Origin of the sequence: Polaribacter litorisediminis (genome assembly GCF_019968605.1) — a bacterium.
Classification (GTDB): domain Bacteria; phylum Bacteroidota; class Bacteroidia; order Flavobacteriales; family Flavobacteriaceae; genus Polaribacter; species Polaribacter litorisediminis.
Genome location: NZ_CP082966.1, coordinates 595,212 through 612,739 on the forward strand (window position 1 = coordinate 595,212; position 17,528 = coordinate 612,739).

The 17,528-nt window shown below is 33.1% G+C and carries 11 protein-coding genes; all 11 read left to right on the forward strand.

Annotated elements, in window-relative coordinates:
* Nucleotides 1-171 precede the first annotated feature (171 nt).
* Complete coding sequence (locus K8354_RS02555; protein ID WP_223445161.1) at nt 172-3,144, forward strand: SusC/RagA family TonB-linked outer membrane protein; 2,973 nt, start codon at nt 172-174, stop codon at nt 3,142-3,144.
* A gap of 10 nt (nt 3,145-3,154) precedes the next feature.
* On the forward strand, nt 3,155-4,717 hold the full coding sequence (locus K8354_RS02560; protein WP_223445163.1) for a RagB/SusD family nutrient uptake outer membrane protein: 1,563 nt from the start codon (nt 3,155-3,157) through the stop codon (nt 4,715-4,717).
* Nucleotides 4,718-4,731: 14 nt separating this feature from the next.
* Nucleotides 4,732-5,865 carry a hypothetical protein gene (locus K8354_RS02565; protein ID WP_223445164.1) on the forward strand — a complete coding sequence of 378 codons (1,134 nt, stop codon included), beginning with the start codon at nt 4,732-4,734 and terminating at the stop codon, nt 5,863-5,865.
* A 6-nt stretch (nt 5,866-5,871) separates the two neighbouring features.
* Nucleotides 5,872-6,603, forward strand: coding sequence for a GDSL-type esterase/lipase family protein (locus K8354_RS02570; RefSeq protein WP_223445165.1), 732 nt, complete (start codon nt 5,872-5,874; stop codon nt 6,601-6,603).
* A gap of 101 nt (nt 6,604-6,704) precedes the next feature.
* The gene (locus K8354_RS02575; RefSeq protein WP_223445166.1) at nt 6,705-7,367 is read left to right on the forward strand and encodes a T9SS type A sorting domain-containing protein; all 663 of its coding nucleotides are present in this window, start codon (nt 6,705-6,707) and stop codon (nt 7,365-7,367) included.
* A 25-nt stretch (nt 7,368-7,392) separates the two neighbouring features.
* Nucleotides 7,393-8,292 carry a family 43 glycosylhydrolase gene (locus K8354_RS02580; RefSeq protein WP_223445167.1) on the forward strand — a complete coding sequence of 300 codons (900 nt, stop codon included), beginning with the start codon at nt 7,393-7,395 and terminating at the stop codon, nt 8,290-8,292.
* On the forward strand, nt 8,293-10,851 hold the full coding sequence (locus K8354_RS02585; RefSeq protein WP_223445168.1) for a glycoside hydrolase family 5 protein: 2,559 nt from the start codon (nt 8,293-8,295) through the stop codon (nt 10,849-10,851).
* Entirely contained in the window at nt 10,852-13,209 is a 2,358-nt protein-coding gene (locus K8354_RS02590) for a glycoside hydrolase family 2 TIM barrel-domain containing protein (RefSeq protein WP_223445169.1), read from the forward strand. It begins immediately after the preceding gene.
* Between the two features lies 1 nt (nt 13,210).
* A complete protein-coding gene (locus K8354_RS02595) occupies nt 13,211-14,887 on the forward strand; it encodes a T9SS type A sorting domain-containing protein (protein ID WP_223445170.1) in 1,677 nt (558 codons plus the stop codon).
* 60 nt (nt 14,888-14,947) lie between these two features.
* Nucleotides 14,948-15,799, forward strand: a complete 852-nt coding sequence (locus K8354_RS02600) for an alpha/beta hydrolase (protein WP_223445171.1) — start codon at nt 14,948-14,950, stop codon at nt 15,797-15,799.
* Nucleotides 15,800-15,949: 150 nt separating this feature from the next.
* Nucleotides 15,950-17,062: an alkaline phosphatase gene (locus tag K8354_RS02605; RefSeq protein WP_367890418.1), complete on the forward strand. Its 1,113-nt coding sequence runs from the start codon at nt 15,950-15,952 to the stop codon at nt 17,060-17,062.
* Nucleotides 17,063-17,528: the final 466 nt, after the last annotated feature.

The window sequence follows — 17,528 nt, forward strand, 5'->3', positions numbered from 1 at the left end:
TATTACCCCATTTCTATGTTATTTGTATCGGTTTTATGAGTTCTTAATACTCATTTACCGATTTTGACCCCTCTCATTATTTATAAATTCATCTTACTTGCACTGGTGTAAACGCACTGAGAAATCATGCTGTTCATCAATCAGTCAATTAATCTAAAATTAAATTTAAGTATGATGATTTTCCTTAAGAAAGAGCCAACATTCTATATCACAAAAAAATGGATGTTTCTAATGCTATTTTGTTGGGTTCCTCTGGTTTTATTTTCACAACAATTAAAAGTTAGTGGAACGATAAAAGATGCTAAAACCAATGATGTATTGCCAGGTGTTAGTATTGTAATAAAAGGAACCACCACAGGAACTTCCTCTGGTATGGATGGAGATTATAGTATCCAGGCAAAAATAAACGATATTTTAATTTTTTCTTACTTAGGATATGAAGCTAAGGAAGTAAAAATAACTACTCAAAATTTAAATATTAGCTTAGAGGAGTCTGCACAGAGTTTGGATGAAATTGTTTTAATTGGATATGGTTCCTCAAAGAAAAAAGATTTAACAGGCGCCGTAACGACAGTTACAGAAAAAGACTTTCAACAAGGCTTTGTAACCAATGCAGAGCAATTGATTGCCAATAAGATTCCAGGTGTTCAAATTACGCCTGTAAGCGGTCAACCAGGTGCAGGGAGTTCTTTTTTAATTCGAGGAGGAGCCTCTTTAGGTGCTTCAAATAATCCTTTGTTTGTGATCGATGGCAACCCAATAGGATTGGCAGATGGACCCGGAATTTTGAGTGCTTTAAATCCAGAAGACATTGCTTCATTTAGTGTTTTAAAAGATGCCGCTGCGGCAGCAATTTATGGTTCAAGAGGTTCTAATGGTGTTATTTTAATTACGACTAAAAAAGGAAGAAGTAATGAATTAAAGTTTTCGCTTTCTACAAAAGCCTCTATTTCTCAAAATTTTTTAACACAGTCCGTATTGTCAGGTGATCAGTTTAGAGAAGTTGCACAAAGAGCAGAAGCAGTCTCGGGCACAAACATATTAAATAATCTAGGTAATGAAAATACAGATTGGCAAGACGAAATTTTTCAAAATGCATTAACCACCGAGGCTTCAATGAGTGTTTCTGGCGGAATTAAAAATTTACCTTATCGATTGTCTTTAGGATATTTAGATCAAGAAGGAACCTTAAGAACGGGTAATTTTCAAAGAACCACGGCTACGCTCAATGTAAATCCTGTTTTGTTTGATGGTCATTTAAAAGTAAATGTAAATGTAAAAGCAATATTACAAGACCAAAGAATAGCAGATCAAGGAGCTATTTTTACAGCCACAACTTTTGATCCAACGCAACCCGTATTGGACCCAAACTCACCTTTTGGTGGTTATTGGCAATACACAGAGTTTGCTTCTAACCCGGCAGTTTTAAGACACTACAATCCTGTATCGATGTTAGAGCAAGTTGAAAATAAAAACAAGAACCTAAGAAGTATCGGAAATATTCAGTTAGATTATAAACTTCACTTTTTTCCTGATTTAAAAGTGAATTTAAATACGGGCTATGATATTGCAGAAAGTAGTTGGAGTTATTTTACACCCGCAGATTATTTTCCTGCGAATATTTCTAACGGGAACAATTCTTCTGGAGACCCTGGTTCTAAAACCGAAAATGTATTTTTAGAGGCTACTTTAAACTATGCTAAAGAAATAAAAAGTATAAAAAGTAGGGTTGAAGCTTTAGCGGGATATTCTTATAACGATTTTAAAACAACCAACTATTTTTATCCAAGTTTTGATGTTGATGGAGTTTTACAACCAGGTTCAGAACCAAATTTCGATTTTGATATTCCGCAAAACACGCTAATATCTTACTTCGGAAGGTTAATTTATGCGCTTCATGACAAATATATTCTAACAGGAACGATAAGAACAGATGGTTCTTCACGTTTTTCACAAAACAACAGATGGGGTGTTTTTCCATCGGTTTCAGGAGCTTGGAAAATTAGTGATGAGAAATTTTTAGAGAATTCAAAGACCATTTCTAACTTAAAGTTAAGATTAGGTTATGGAATTACAGGCCAGCAAGAAGGCATTGGAAATTACGGTTACATTCCTATTTATAATTTGGGTGAAGCTTTTATTCAATATCCCATTGGTAATGGTTTTGTGCAAGGAGTCAACCCGACAGCGACAGATAGAAATAGAAAATGGGAACAATCTACCACCTATAATATTGGTTTGGATTGGGGACTTTTTAACAACAGAGTTTCAGGCAGTTTTGAGGTGTATTTAAGAGAAACGGAGGATTTACTAAACAATGTTTCTATTCCTTCTGGTACAGATTTCGCTAATAATATCACTAAAAATATTGGGAGTTTAGAAAACAGAGGTTTCGAGTTAAAAATTGATGCAAATCCTATTCAATCGAAAGATTTTAATTGGTATTTAGGCTTTAATTATGGCTATAATGAAAACAAAATTACAAGTCTCTCAGAAGATAATGATAGTTCCGTAGGACTTTTTAATGGGAGTATTTTGGTAAATACGGTTGGTTTTCAGAGAAATACATTTTATCTGTATCGACAGGTTTATGATGCCAATGGCAATCCGATAGAAGATCAAATGGTAGATATCAATCAAGACGGAACCATCAATGAACAAGATAGATATCGAAGTGAAAGTTCTGTGCCCAGACATAACCTTGGTTTTAACACAAGCTTTAATTATAAAAAAGTATCGTTGAATATGGCTTTTCACGCCAATTTAGGACATTATATTTTCTTCAGGCCGAATGATAATTTAGCCTCTATTTATGATGGTATTTTTAGAGGAAACGTTCACACAGATTATTTTGACACACAATTTACGCAGAATGGTAATGCAAATCAAGGGTTTAGTGATCATTACTTGCAAAATGCATCCTTCCTTAAAATGGATAATATTAGCTTGAATTATGATTTAGGGAACATTCTAAATTCAGAGAAAAACTCCAATTTAGCTTTATCTGCCTCTGTGCAAAATGTATTTATACTCACTGATTTTGAAGGTGGTGATCCTGAATCTCCATTCAATTTTGGGTCTAATTTCGGTGGTAATTATACAGCACCAAGAACTTTTTCGCTAGCGCTTAATTTTAATTTTTAATCCATAAAAAATGAAAACAATACAGTATTTTAAAAAACCTTTAATAACGTTGCTAATTCTTATTGTATTCACTTCTTGTACAGAAGATTTAGACCGTTTTCCTACAAATGCATTAACCAACGAAAAACAGTTTAGTACTGTTGATGGTTATAAACAAGCAATGGTTTCTGCATACATTCAGTTTGCAGGCGCTAACAATTTTTTCTATCGAGATTTTTTCGAACTCCAAGAAGTAACTACAGATGAAATCGTAAACACTTGGGGAGATCATCAGGAAACAACTTTAAGCTGGTCTTCAGAACACGATCAATCTACCGGGGTTTATCAAAGCGGATTGTATCTAATTACGTTGTGCAACAATTTTATTATTGAATCAGAAGCATCTTTAGTGGCTAGTAGAGGTTTCAATCAAACAGAACAGCAAGAGGTAGAAATTTTTAAAAGTGAAGTTCGGTTTATAAGAGCTTATGCCTATTGGATGCTCATGGATTTATTTGGCAATCCGACCTTTGCAACGGAAGAAACCTTAAGAAACGGAGAGGTTCCTGGTCAAATAATGAGGGCTGATCTTTTCAATTTTATCGAATCAGAATTAAAAGAAATTGAACCTTTAATGATGGATGCCAGAGCAAATGAGTACGGTAGAGCAGACAAAGCTGCTGTTTGGTCTTTGCTAGCAAGATTATATATAAATGCAGAAACCTATACTGATTCTCAAAAATATTCAGAAGCAATTGCATACAGTAAAAAAGTGATTGATGCAGGGTATTCATTAGAGCAAAATCACCAATGGTTAATGCTGGGAGACAACGATCAAAACACGAATGAATTTATTTACACCTTTAATTATGATAACGAAAAGGTAAGAACCTGGGGAGGAACCAATACTTATTCACTGGGTGCCGCAGGAGTTACTGCCTCTGTAAACGGAATGAGTTCTAGTTGGAACCTGTATAGAGTTACACCTTCAATTCCTGCATTATTTCCTACAAATGATCCAAGTATTGATCATAGAGCGGTTTTTTGGACAGAGAATGACGAGTCTAGTAGAACCTTAGAAATTGAGTCTTTACCCAATTCTTTAAACGGGTATTCTCTTTATAAATATAGAAATGTACATAGAGACGGATCTCCTATTAGTCAAGAAAATACGTTTAATAATTTAAGTGACATTGATTTTCCGGTATTTAGATTGGCAGAAATGTATTTGATTTATGCAGAAGCTGTTTTAAGAGGTGGTTCTGGAGGCGATAGTGCTTCCGCTTTAGCATATATCAACAAAATTAGAGGAAGAGCTTATGACAACAATCCAAGTAGCAGCGCCGGTAATATCACTTTAAATGAAATGGATTTAGATTTTATTTTAGACGAAAGAGCAAGAGAACTCATGTGGGAAGGTTTTAGGAGAACAGATTTAATTCGATATAAAAGATTTACAACCTCAGATTATTTGTGGGCTTGGAAAGGTGGTGTAAAAAGTGGCGCTGCTGTAAATGCTAAATTTAGATTATTTCCAATACCAATTACTGATTTGTTGGCAAACCCTAAGTTAGAACAAAATCCAGGATATTAAAATTTTATCATATTATGAAAACACTTAAAAAAATATCGTTACTCTTTGTCTTTATGGCTGTTTTATTCGGTTGTACAGAGGGAGAAAGTCAACTATTTATTGCGGATTTAAGTTCGGATGAAATCGCATTTCAAAACACCTTTGCAGCAACCTATTTATTATCCGAAGAAACGAAAGATAATATTGCAGATCGATTTATTTGGAATGAAGTAACTACAATTACCAATAATAATTATGAATTGGAAGCTTCGGCATTTTCAGATTTCCTCACATACACCTCAATCGGAAGAACAAATACGAACAACCATATTGTTTTAGTGGGGCAATTATTGGATTTGGCAGGACAACTAAATCTAGATAATGATCCAACAACAACGTATACTAATGGAGACCCAAACAATAGCGGTGTCGTTTATTTTAGAATCAGGGCTTCCATTGGAAATGGTGGAGCAGGTTCGGAAGAAATTGTATCAGAAATACAGCCTATAAATATTAGCATCTTAGAACAAGTGCTTGATTCAGGTGAATGTAATTCTATATACGTTTTAGGCGATGCAACGAGTGATATTGGATGGAATTTTCCAGGAGCAGAAGTTACTTGTAATCAAGATATATTGCAGGTAAAGCTAAAACTTGACAGCGGTTTTATGAACTTTTTCACCATACCTGGTGACTGGGATTCAGTTCTTGACTATAATTATTTTGAAAATGATGGTTATGCAATAGATGCCAATTTTGAAAATACGGGTAATAGTTTCAAATTTATTGGAACTCCAGGTATCTATACCATAACGATAGACCAAATAGCAAAAACAATAGATTTAATGGAATCTAGCGCTCTTTGGGCAGTTGGCGGCGCAGTTCCTGGAGGTTGGGGTTTCAATGCGGATACGGTAGAATTTATTGAAAATACTCCGAATATTTGGTCGGCTTCTATCACTTTATCCAACGATATTTTTAGATTTTTTGATACGTTTAATACTTGGGATACAAATAATAATATGACTTATTATGAAGAGGAAGGCTATACAATTGACAGCAATTTCGAAAATGATGGAACAGGTGATGGTAATTTTAATTTTGTTGGAACCCCAGGTACTTATACACTTACCATAAACGCCATTGATAAAACAATAACTTTAAATTAATTTCTTATGAAAAAATGTACTATAAAATTTTTAAGCTTTTTTTTAACGATACTCTCTTTTACTTCTTGCAGTCAAAATAATGAAGAAATTTTAGTCGAAGAAGAAATCATAATAATTCCTGATAATTTATATCCTTCAGAAGATGTTACAATCGCGAATCACAGCGATTGGACAAAAACGCATTATCCTAAAAGGATTGCAGAATTTAAAGCGAATGCTTTGAATTTTAATGAGATTGTTTTTATTGGCAACAGTATTACCGAACAAGGAGAAGATTGGGCGCAGAAAGTCAATAATCCGAAGGCAAGAAATAGAGGTATTGCAGGAGATACTTCCGATGGGATTATTGTAAGATTAAATGAAATCACTTTTTACAAACCAGAAAAATTATTCCTTTTAATCGGTATTAATGATTTATTTCATAATCCTAATGCTGGTCAAAAAATTCATGAAAATATTCTACATATTATCGATGAAATACACAATAAAAGTCCGGATACAGAAATTTTTGTACATACGGTTTTGCCAACAACAACAGATAATTTAATACCTAAAATAACGAGTTTAAATGCTCTTTTAGAGAATTCAGCATCCTTAAAATCATACACATTCATTAATCTTCATCAACGTTTTGTGCTTCTAAACGGCAAAATGAACATGGAATATTCTACGGATGGCGTTCATCTAAATGAAAAAGGATATGCAATATGGTCGGAAATAATTAAGAATATTATTTAAAGATCTATATATTTTATTTGAATCAGTGTACTAAAAGGGAGATCTAAAAGAATCCCTATTTCAAAAAAAACGTAAACACAAATTACTAAAAACCATACATCATGAAAACAAAATTACTTTTTATTGCATTATTTATCTCAACTTTTTTGAGCGCACAATCTATTGAATTTACATCCGCAGAGCTAACCACCGCAGAAATCGGAAGCACAATAACTATTAATTATAAATATACGATAGCCAATGATGGGAATATTTATTGTGCTATCAATTTGTATAACGATTGGACTTGGGCCGCTAATGTTGTAGATGGTTCTTTAAGTCCTGCTCCCGCAGGAACAGATATGACAGGGTCCTTTTCATTCTCCATTCCAGAGGGCACCACACCAGCAGCAGATTTAACAAGTCCGTTTAACTATAAAATGGCAATTGAGTTAAGTGATAGTGCTTGGACTTGGTTAGCAGGTGCATACCCAGCAGCGGAAATTAATATAGTTCCACAAGGCGCATTGAGTGTAGATTCATTTACAGAGATGCTAGATAAAATAAGTGTATATCCAAATCCGTCAAGCAATATGCTGCACATTAAAGGGATGCAGAATCTGGAAAGTTCAAGGATTAGAATTACAAATTTGTTAGGCAAAGAATTATATACATCAAATTTAAATAACAGTAAAATTGATATTTCAAATTTCAATGCTGGAATTTATATTTTAACGATTCAATCAGAAAAAAAATCTAAAAGTATAAAATTTGTGAAGCAATAAATGTTCTCTTAAATAAAGTTTACGAATGAAATTAAAATGTATATCTTTCTTCTTCTTAGTGGCTACTTTGCATGCTCAGAAACCCATCTTGCCAGATTTTCATGCAGATCCATCCATTCATGTTTGGGATCATCGGTATTGGATTTATCCATCAACAGATGAGCCCGGAAGTAAGGATTGGACTGAAATGAAAAAATGGCATACATATTCTTCTAAAGATTTAGTACATTGGAAGCATGAAGGTGAAATTTTCAATTTAGAGGAAGTTTCTTGGGCTAAAAACTCGGCATTTGCTCCTGATGCTATGAAGTGGAAAGGTATATATTATTTCTTTTTTCCTGCGGAATTTCAAATTGGAGTAGCTATTAGTACAAAACCTAATGGTCTTTTTAAAGATGCTTTGGGTAAACCTCTAATCGGTACAGAAGAAGTAAAAGGTGTTTTGTCTTTTGATCCTCATATTTTTATTGATGATGATAACACGCCCTATTTATTTTATGGCGGTGGTAATGGAGTCGCAGTAGCAAAATTAAAAGACAATTTAACAGAAATTGATGGTGAAATTAAAAAACTAGATTTAAAAAATTATCATGAAGGAATTTGGGTGCATAAAAAAAATAATATTTATTATTTTACGTATCCAACCATGATTACCAGAAACGGAAAAGACAAACAGTTGTTAGTGTATTCAACAGCGCCAACACCTTTAGGACCTTTTACATACAAAGGTGCGTTTTTTGATAATGACTCAAGGAATTCTCATCATTCTATCATAAAAATAAAAGAAAAGTGGTATTTATTTTATCACATACAAGGTCCGAGCCCTTATGAAAGAAGAGTATGTGCAGACTATTTAGAGTATGATGAAAATGGAGATATTAAAGAAGTAAAAATGACTAAAACAGGAATAAAAGCACTTCGTTAAATGAAAATAAAATATTGTATTCTGTTAGTTTATATGTTTAATTACATGTTTTTACATGCACAAAAATCTACCTATGTAGATGAGAATGGCGTTTTTAAATATATTAAAACAAACAAAGAAGTCAGATTATTCGGTGTCAATTACACTTTGCCTTTTGCACACGGTTTTAGAGCAATAAATTATCTAGATAAGAATCATAAAGAAGCCATTGATAAAGATGTTTATCACATGGCAAGGTTAGGTTTGGATGGTTATAGAGTGCATATTTGGGATATGGAAATTACCGATAGTATTGGTAACTTAATAAAAACACCTCAACTGGATTTACTAGATTATTTGTTTTCAAAATTAAAAGAGAGAGGCATAAAATCCATTGTAACTCCTTTTAAAGTTGGCGGAAATGGGTATCCTGAAAAAGATTTCCTGACTGAAGGTTTTAGTTCTAAATTAGGAAAATGGCAAACCTATGCTGGAGATATTATTCTTGATAAGCAAGAACGCTATTTTACACAATTATTGAATCACGTAAATCCGTATACAAACATTGCTTACAAGAATGATCCTGATATTATCGCGCTAGAAATTAATAATGAACCACAGCACGATAACGGTAAAGTAGCTACAGCCTACATCAATACAATGGTAAAAGTGGTCCGAAAAGCTGGATTTCAAAATCCTATTTTTTATAATGTGTCAGAACGGTCGGAATTTGTAGATGATTATTTAAAAGCTGATATTCAGGGGTGTACTTTTCAATGGTATCCTACAGGTTTGGTGCATAACAGCTTGTTAAAAGGCAATTATTTGCCAAATGTGGATGAATATAAAATTCCGTTTCAAGAGAAAAAGGCCTTTGAAAATAAAGCAAGAATTATTTATGAATTTGATTCAGGAGACACCAATTCGTCTGTTATTTTTCCTGCAATGGCAAGAAGTTTCAGGGAAGCAAAATTTCAATTTGCAACACAATTTGCCTATGAACCCATAGAATTAGCATTTGCAAATACCGAATATCAGACGCATTATTTAAATTTGGCATATACGCCTTCAAAAGCGATTTCTTTAAAAATTGCGGGTGAAGTTTTTCGCGAAATTACGAATGGGAAAAGTTTTGGTAGATATCCAAAAAATAACACATTTTTAAATACAAAATTAGCGTATGAAACGGATGTAGCAGTTTATAATTCAGAAAGCAAATTTTTCTATACAAATACAACAAATGCGAATCCAAAGAACAGCATAAAATTGACTCAAATTGCGGGAATTGGAAATTCAGAAATTGTTAAGTATTCAGGAAATGGCGCTTATTTTTTAGATAAAATAGAAAAAGGAATTTGGCGGTTAGAAGTTTTGCCGGATGTACTTTGGGTAAAAGATCCTTATGAAAAAGCAAGTTTAAAAAAAACAGTGGCTGTTTTACAACCTCATAAAAACAAGATTACAATCAATTTAAAAGATTTGGGAGAGCTTTTTTTTATAAAAGGAGTTAATGCTGATAATTCTTTTAATGATCAGTCTGAAAATAAAACGTTTCTAATATCACCAGGAACTTATATTATTTCTGCGGATACATTAACGAATGATTTTAAAATGAATCAAAAATTCGGAAATATTTATCTCAATGAATTTGCAACAACACATCAAAAAATAGCTGAAACGTACGTGGTTCATCAACCTGTAAAAGAAATTGAAAAAGGTGAAAATTTAGTAATTAAAGCGAACATAGTAAGTCCGAATACCATTAAAAAGGTTGAGGTTGTGTTGCCTTCGGGATATCAGAAAACAGATAATTATAAAATGATTAAAAACAGTAATTTTGATTATCAGGTAGAAATACCAAGAGAAAAAATTTACAATGACTCTTTTAATTATTTTATAGTGGTTACAACGGATAGTGGAAAAGTTACTTTTCCTGATAATGTTTTAGGAACTCCAGAAAACTGGGATTTTATTGTGCAACAAAGCTACCGTACAAAAATTGTAAAAAAAGAACCGATTGTAGTTTTGTTTGATGCGTTAAAAGAGAATTCAAAAAATTTTTTATGGCCAAGACAATGGAATGCCCTTCCTTATAAAATTGAAAAATCGACTCATAAAGTTACAACAGAAAATTATCTAAGTATCTATGTCGATAATATCAATGCTAAAACACCTGACTTAACGTTTAAGGTTTTAGTGGATGAGGTGGTGCAAAGAGAACAAAATAATTTAAATAAAGTCTCATCTATTTTGGTAACAGCCTCCTCTGGAGATAAAAAAAATCAAAAAGTTCAAGTGGCATTGCAATTAAAAAATGGACAAGTTTTTGGAAAAATTATAGAGATAAGCTCAGATAAGAAAGACATCACCATTCCTTTTGAGGAACTACAGCAAGTTCCTTCGGTTTTATTGCCAAGACCTTTTCCACCATTTCAATCATATTTTTTGAAATCATCTGAAAATTCAAGTTTTGATGCGAGTACTATTGAAGCGATACAAATTTCAATAGGACCTGGAATTCAAAAGGAAAACTATAAAAATATACAGCAACTATTCATCTACAAAATACTTTTAAAATAAATGAGGGCAATCTACATCGTATTTTTTCTAATTGTGGCTTTGAGTGCTTCAAGGTGTTCTAAAAAGAAAGATTTTATAGGGATAAAAGAAAAATTCAATTCAAATTGGCATTTTAAAAAATTAGATACTGAATCTTTTTCAGATGATCAATTTCTATTGGATACCGATTTTCAAAAGTGGGATTCGATAACCTTGCCTCATACTCCAAAAATAGAGCCCAAAATAGTCAATAATCAATGGCAAGGTATTTCTTGGTATTCAAAAAGATTTACACTTGGCGATGAAATGCAGGGTAAAAAGTTGTTCTTAAAATTTGAAGCTGCCATGAATATTGCTGAAGTTTGGGTAAATGGTAAAAAAATGATCAGACATCAAGGTGGTTATTTACCCTTTGTAATTGATTTTACAAAGGTTGCTAATTTTGATAAAGAGAACATCGTAAAAGTAAAGCTGAATAACAAAGACAACCTTATTACGGGTCCAAAGCCATTGAAAACCTTAGATTTTAATACATATGGTGGTATTTATCGAAATGTATGGTTGATTGCCAAAAATCCGCTGTATATCACAGATCCAATTTTTGAAAATAAAGTGGCTAGTGGCGGTGTTTTTGTGACCTATCCTGAAGTATCCCAAGAAGAAGCAACCATCAATATTAAAACACATATAAAAAATGAAAATGATGCCAAGCAATCATTTTTAATCAAAAATACCTTGCTTAAAAATGACGTTGAAATAGTTTTTTCTGAAAGTGAAATACATCAGCTTGAAAAAAATAAAGACCAACAATTTTCATCAAATTTAGTGGTGGCAAATCCAGAATTGTGGTCGCCAAAAGCACCCAATTTATATCATTTAAAAACAGAAATTTTTCAAAATGAAAAGTTAGTAGCTACAGAAACGATAAGAATCGGAATTAAAACCATCAAGTTTGTGGGGCAAGATTTTTATCTGAATGAAGAAAAAACTTTTTTACGAGGCGTAAATCGTCATCAGGAATACCCTTTTGTTGGCTATGCACTTTCGGACAATGCAAATTACCGAGATGCAAAAAAAATTAAAGAAGCCGGTTTCGATTATGTAAGATTATCTCATTACCCACAAAGTAACTCTTTTATGGATGCTTGTGATGAATTAGGTTTAGTTACTATAGATGCAATTTTAGGATGGCAATATTTTAGTGAAGACAAACAATTTCAAAAGCACGTATTCCAAACTGCAAAAGATTTAATTAGAAGAGATAGAAATCACGCTTCTGTAATTGCCTGGGAAGTTTCTTTAAACGAATCTTGGATGCCTGAATCTTTTATTGATTCGTTAACAAATATTGCTAAAAAAGAATATCCAGGAAACCAGAATTTTACTGCAGGTTGGCAATCTTATGGATATGATATTTATTTACAAGCACGCCAACATCGATTAAAACACTATGATGATAAATTAAAAAAACCGTATAATGTTTCTGAATATGGAGATTGGGAATATTATGCGATGAATGCTGGTTTAAATCAAGATTCTTGGGGTAATTTATTACAATCAGAACGCTCTAGTCGTCAATTAAGAAGTGCAGGAGAAAATGCATTGTTGCAGCAAGCGACTAATTTACAAGAGGCACATAATGACAATTTAAACACGCCCGCGTTTGCAGATGGTTATTGGGTAATGTTCGATTACAATCGAGGGTATGCTGATGATTTAGAAGCTTCTGGAATCATGGATCTTTTTAGAATCCCAAAACCATCGTATTACTTTTATCAAAGTCAAAGAGATTATGATGATCCTTTTGGTAAACCAATGATTCACATCGCTAATCAATGGAAAGAGAATAGTCCTTTAGATGTTCGGATTTTTAGTAATTGCGAGGAAGTAGAATTGTTTTTAAATGGAAAAAGTTTGGGTCGCCAAAAACCGAATCAAGACAAAATGTCTATGAACTTGAAACATCCTCCGTTTACATTTAAAATTCCAAAATATGTTGTCGGTACATTAGAGGCAAAAGGATTTATGAATAATTCTGAAGTTGTAAGTCATAGTGTGCAGAGTCCTAAAAAACCATCACAAGTAAAAATTGAGATGGATTTAAGTGGAAAAGAAATCGATACCCAAAATGATGATCTCATTTTTGTTTATGCGAGTATTTTGGATGAAAACGGAACAGTTCTGACCAATATTGATGATAAAATTGAATTCAATTTAGAGGGAAATGCAGAGTTCATTGGCGAGAATCCTGCACAATTAGAAGCGGGTGTTGCTACAATTTTACTAAAAACAAATCCGCAAACGAAAGATGTAGAAGTTTTTACAAAAGCCATCAACTTAAACTTTACAACTTCTTTCAACCTAAAAAACCGCAAATAAAATGAAAAAAGGGAAGGCTTTATTATTTTTACTCTTATGGATTCCAGGTGTTTTACTTTCTCAAAGTATAGAAATTGTTTCTTATGGAGAAAATCCTTTCATAGTAAATCCATTAACAGGAAGTAATTTAACTGTAAATTATAAATTCACAAGTGAAGCTGGCTCTTCTGGCAATCATCTTTTTATTGGTTTAGAAATATTAGATGAAAACGATACTTATGTTAGTTACATAAACGGAGCAACTTTAGAAAATCAAACTGCCGGAACAGATAAAACTGGCAGTGTTTCTTTTTTTGTAGGAAGCAGTAATAAAACATCAGCAGATTTACCTTCTGGTCATTATTACCAAGTGAAGGCTGTTTTATTTGCCAGTGGTGGTTGGACTGAAAATGCTTGGGCGGGTTATTGGAACACACCTGTTTTAACTTTACAAGATACAAATGGATATGATTTTAGCACAAATAAAATTGCAAAAGGTGCAGATATTAGTTGGATGACTGAAATGGAATCTAAAGGTTACGCTTGGAAAGATAATCAAGGAACCGCTAAAGAATTAATGCCCCTTTTAAAAGAGTACGATTTAGATGCTGTACGATTAAGAGTGTGGGTAAATCCAGAAAATTCTGGCGCCAATGGTTGGTGTGATATTGACGATTTAGTCACAAAAGCAGAAAAAGCCAAAGCAAATAATTTGGATATTATGATTTGTGTTCACTACAGTGATTGGTGGGCAGATCCGGGGCAACAAACAAAACCTGCTGCGTGGACAAATTATTCAGTTTCACAATTAGAAAATGCGGTGGCGAATCATACAACCGCGATTTTAACAGCTTTAGAAACAAAAGGAATTACACCAAAATGGGTGCAAATTGGTAATGAAACTAATAATGGAATGTTATGGACAACAGGAAAGGCATCAACTGGAGGTTTTGCCAATTATGCCAAATTTTTAAATGCAGGTGCAAATGCAGCAAAATCATTTAACAACAGTATTAAAACCATTTTACATCTGGCAAGTGGCAATGATAATAATTTATTTCAATGGAATATTGGCGGATTGTTAAATAATGGTTTTCAGATTGATACATTTGATATTATAGGAATGTCTTTATATCCAGATGAAAATAATTGGAAGTCTTATGTAGATGCTACTTATGATAATATGTTGGATATGAAATCACGTTACGATAAGGAGGTAATGATGGTAGAAGTTGGTTTTTCTAACAATAACCCAGATGTTGCTCATCAGTTTTTAACATATATGATAGAAAAAACGAAACAAGCGCAAGGTTTAGGAGTTTTTTACTGGGAGCCCATAGCGCATGGAAATTTCACTTCGTACTCCAAAGGAGCTTGGGATGATGACGGAAGTCCTTCTATAGTGATGGATGCTTTTATTGAGAAATCTGTGTTAGATACAAGTAGTTTTGAATTTAAAAACAATTCGCTATTTCAGATATATCCAAATCCAAGTGCGCATAGCATCACCATTAAAACTTTAGATACCAACCTAGATATCAACCCAGAAACCATCCATATTTTTGATGTTACAGGTAAGAAAATTAGAACTGTGAAGGCATCGGGAACTGCAATCACCATAAATATTTCAAGTTTAAAATCAGGAATTTACATTATAAAAATTAACAATGCACAAGCTCTCAGGTTCTTAAAAAAATAAATTATTTTTGATGTTAGGGCTTTTTTATATTGTAATCGATGCATGATAAAATATCTAAAAATGAAAACACTTTTTACCTTAATTATTATTCTTTGTTCTACGATGATGAATTATGCGCAATCAAGGGATACAATATATTTGTGGCCAGATGAAGTACCTGGAGAAATTAAACCCAAAAGCAAACCGATAGAAAGTGATAATAAAAGCGGTAACGTACTTCGAATAAGTGAAGTTACAAATCCTGCAATTATTATTTATGAACCAAAAGAACATTTAAATAATGGAGTGGGTATCATTGTGTGTCCCGGAGGTGGATATCAGATTCTTGCCATAGATTTAGAAGGCTACGAAATAGCGGCATGGTTAAATAAACTAGGTTTTACAGCATATGTTTTACCATACCGAGTGCCCAATAAACGAAAAGAGGCGTTATATGATCTTCAGAGAGCTTTCAGGGTAATTCGCAGTAAAAAATCGAAATCAGGTTTTAATGTGAAGAAATTAGGAGTTTTAGGTTTTTCTGCTGGCGGGAGTTTGAGTGCTCGCGCAAGCACGCGCTTTCATGCAGATAGTTATCCTAAAACCGATGCGATAGACGCGCTTTCAAGTCGACCTGATTTTACTTTACTCATATACCCTGCCTATTTGGATGAAGGAAAAAATAGAAAGCTAACGCCAGAATTGTTAGTGGATGCTCAAACTCCGCCAATGTTTATTTTTGCAACAGCAGATGATCAATATGCCAATAGTGCGCTCGTAATGGCAACTGCATTGAGAGATTATAAAGCGTCAGTAGAATTACATTTGTTACCAAAAGGCGGTCATGGATATGGCATTAGGCCAGGCAATATTGCTGCAGAAACTTGGCCTTCTTTAGCCGAAACTTGGTTGCGGAGGCACGTTTTAGAATAGTTTTTTGTTTAAATTGAATAGAATAATGCTACAATTACCATGTTTTTAGTGACTTAATAATAAGCATAAGTTAACATAAAAATACAGATAATTTTATATCTTTCGGCCTTTATGTCATCACCTATTTAATGCTATTTCTTTATGAAACTCATGAAAATATTTTTAAGTTTATTTTTAGTTGTTTTAGTTTCTTGTAAAACAAAAAACACTGAAATTATAGTAAAGAACGAAACACCAAAAAATGTAATTCTGCTAATTGCAGATGGCACAGGGTTATCGCAAGTATCAGCTGCTTTTTATTTTAAGGAAACTACTCCAAATTATGAGCGTTTTAAACATATTGGTTTAATTAAAACATCTTCATCAAGACAAGATATTACAGATTCTGCAGCGGGTGCCACCGCTTTTGCGAGTGGCGTAAAAACATATAATGGCGCCATTGGTGTAGCTAATGACTCAACAGAAGTGTCAACTATGATAGAGATTGCAGCGCAAAATAAAATTAAAAGTGGCGTTGTTGCTACATCATCTATAGTGCATGCAACTCCAGCTAGTTTTTATGCGCACGCTTTTAAAAGAAGTTATTATGAGGAAATTGCTGCAGACTTGGTGGCTTCTGAAGTTGATTTTTTTGCAGGCGGTGGTATAAAATTTTTTAACAAACGTGCAGATGGTTTGGATTTAATCGAAAATTTAGAAGCTAAAAAATTTAATATTGATACCACTGCTTTAGGCAATTTTAACAATATTAAGGATTATAATAAAGTGGGTTATTTATTAGCAGCCGATGGAATGCCTAAAGTTTTAGAAGGTAGAGGAGATTATCTTACAAAAGCGACTGATTTAGGTATTCAATTTTTAAACAAAGACAAGCAAAATTTCTTTTTAATGGTAGAGGGTTCTCAAGTAGATTGGGGAGGACATGATAATGATGCAGATTATCTGATTTCTGAATTAATTGATTTTGATGATGCTGTTGGTAAGGCATTAGATTTTGCAGAAAAAGACGGTAATACTTTGGTCGTTGTAACTGCAGATCATGAAACAGGTGGTTTTACATTAGCATCCACTATAAAAAAGAGGGAAAATGGTACTTCATATACCGATTATAGTGAGATTACTCCAACTTTTTCAACAGGAGGACATTCTGCAACTTTAATTCCGGTTTTTGCATATGGTCCTGGGGCAGCCGAGTTTTCTGGTATCTATGAGAATACAGAAATATTTCATAAGATCGTGGCGTTAACAGGTTGGAGACAATAGTAAGTTTTTGAAGATTATTTTTGAGAAATCTAATGGTATGGTTTTTAGGACTTAAAAGATTATTTTTAATACTCTATGTAGCGACCTAAAAATAAAGGCAGAGGTCAGTAAAGTTCCTTAGAATTACATGTACATATTTCACGAATTTTAGGAAAAGCGTAGTAGAAATCTATGAAGAGCATGCGAATAGTTTTCGACTATACTACCATTGACGTTTTTATTAAATAATTGTTTTTCAGTGATTTAAAGGTCGGTTAAAGTTACTTGTATTTTTACGATTATTTTGCAATTCAGTATATTTAAAACCAATTTACGTCATCTTCTACGCTTGTAAAAATTTTTTTCTTGGGTCTCGAACTGACAGGGTGTGTAATCAGTCTTAATAAACCTATTGTCACTTCGAGTGAAATTTCTTCCAATTCGAGTGATTTATTCGATTAAAATGAGTTCTCGATACAATTTCAAT

Bases quoted from the DNA above. Each gene is read 5' to 3' on its own strand.
- K8354_RS02555 (WP_223445161.1), top strand. From the start codon at position 172: ATGATGATTTTCCTTAAGAAAGAGCCAACATTCTATATCACAAAAAAA.
- K8354_RS02560 (WP_223445163.1), top strand. From the start codon at position 3,155: ATGAAAACAATACAGTATTTTAAAAAACCTTTAATAACGTTGCTAATT.
- K8354_RS02565 (WP_223445164.1), top strand. From the start codon at position 4,732: ATGAAAACACTTAAAAAAATATCGTTACTCTTTGTCTTTATGGCTGTT.
- K8354_RS02570 (WP_223445165.1), top strand. From the start codon at position 5,872: ATGAAAAAATGTACTATAAAATTTTTAAGCTTTTTTTTAACGATACTC.
- K8354_RS02575 (WP_223445166.1), top strand. From the start codon at position 6,705: ATGAAAACAAAATTACTTTTTATTGCATTATTTATCTCAACTTTTTTG.
- K8354_RS02580 (WP_223445167.1), top strand. From the start codon at position 7,393: ATGAAATTAAAATGTATATCTTTCTTCTTCTTAGTGGCTACTTTGCAT.
- K8354_RS02585 (WP_223445168.1), top strand. From the start codon at position 8,293: ATGAAAATAAAATATTGTATTCTGTTAGTTTATATGTTTAATTACATG.
- K8354_RS02590 (WP_223445169.1), top strand. From the start codon at position 10,852: ATGAGGGCAATCTACATCGTATTTTTTCTAATTGTGGCTTTGAGTGCT.
- K8354_RS02595 (WP_223445170.1), top strand. From the start codon at position 13,211: ATGAAAAAAGGGAAGGCTTTATTATTTTTACTCTTATGGATTCCAGGT.
- K8354_RS02600 (WP_223445171.1), top strand. From the start codon at position 14,948: ATGAAAACACTTTTTACCTTAATTATTATTCTTTGTTCTACGATGATG.
- K8354_RS02605 (WP_367890418.1), top strand. From the start codon at position 15,950: ATGAAAATATTTTTAAGTTTATTTTTAGTTGTTTTAGTTTCTTGTAAA.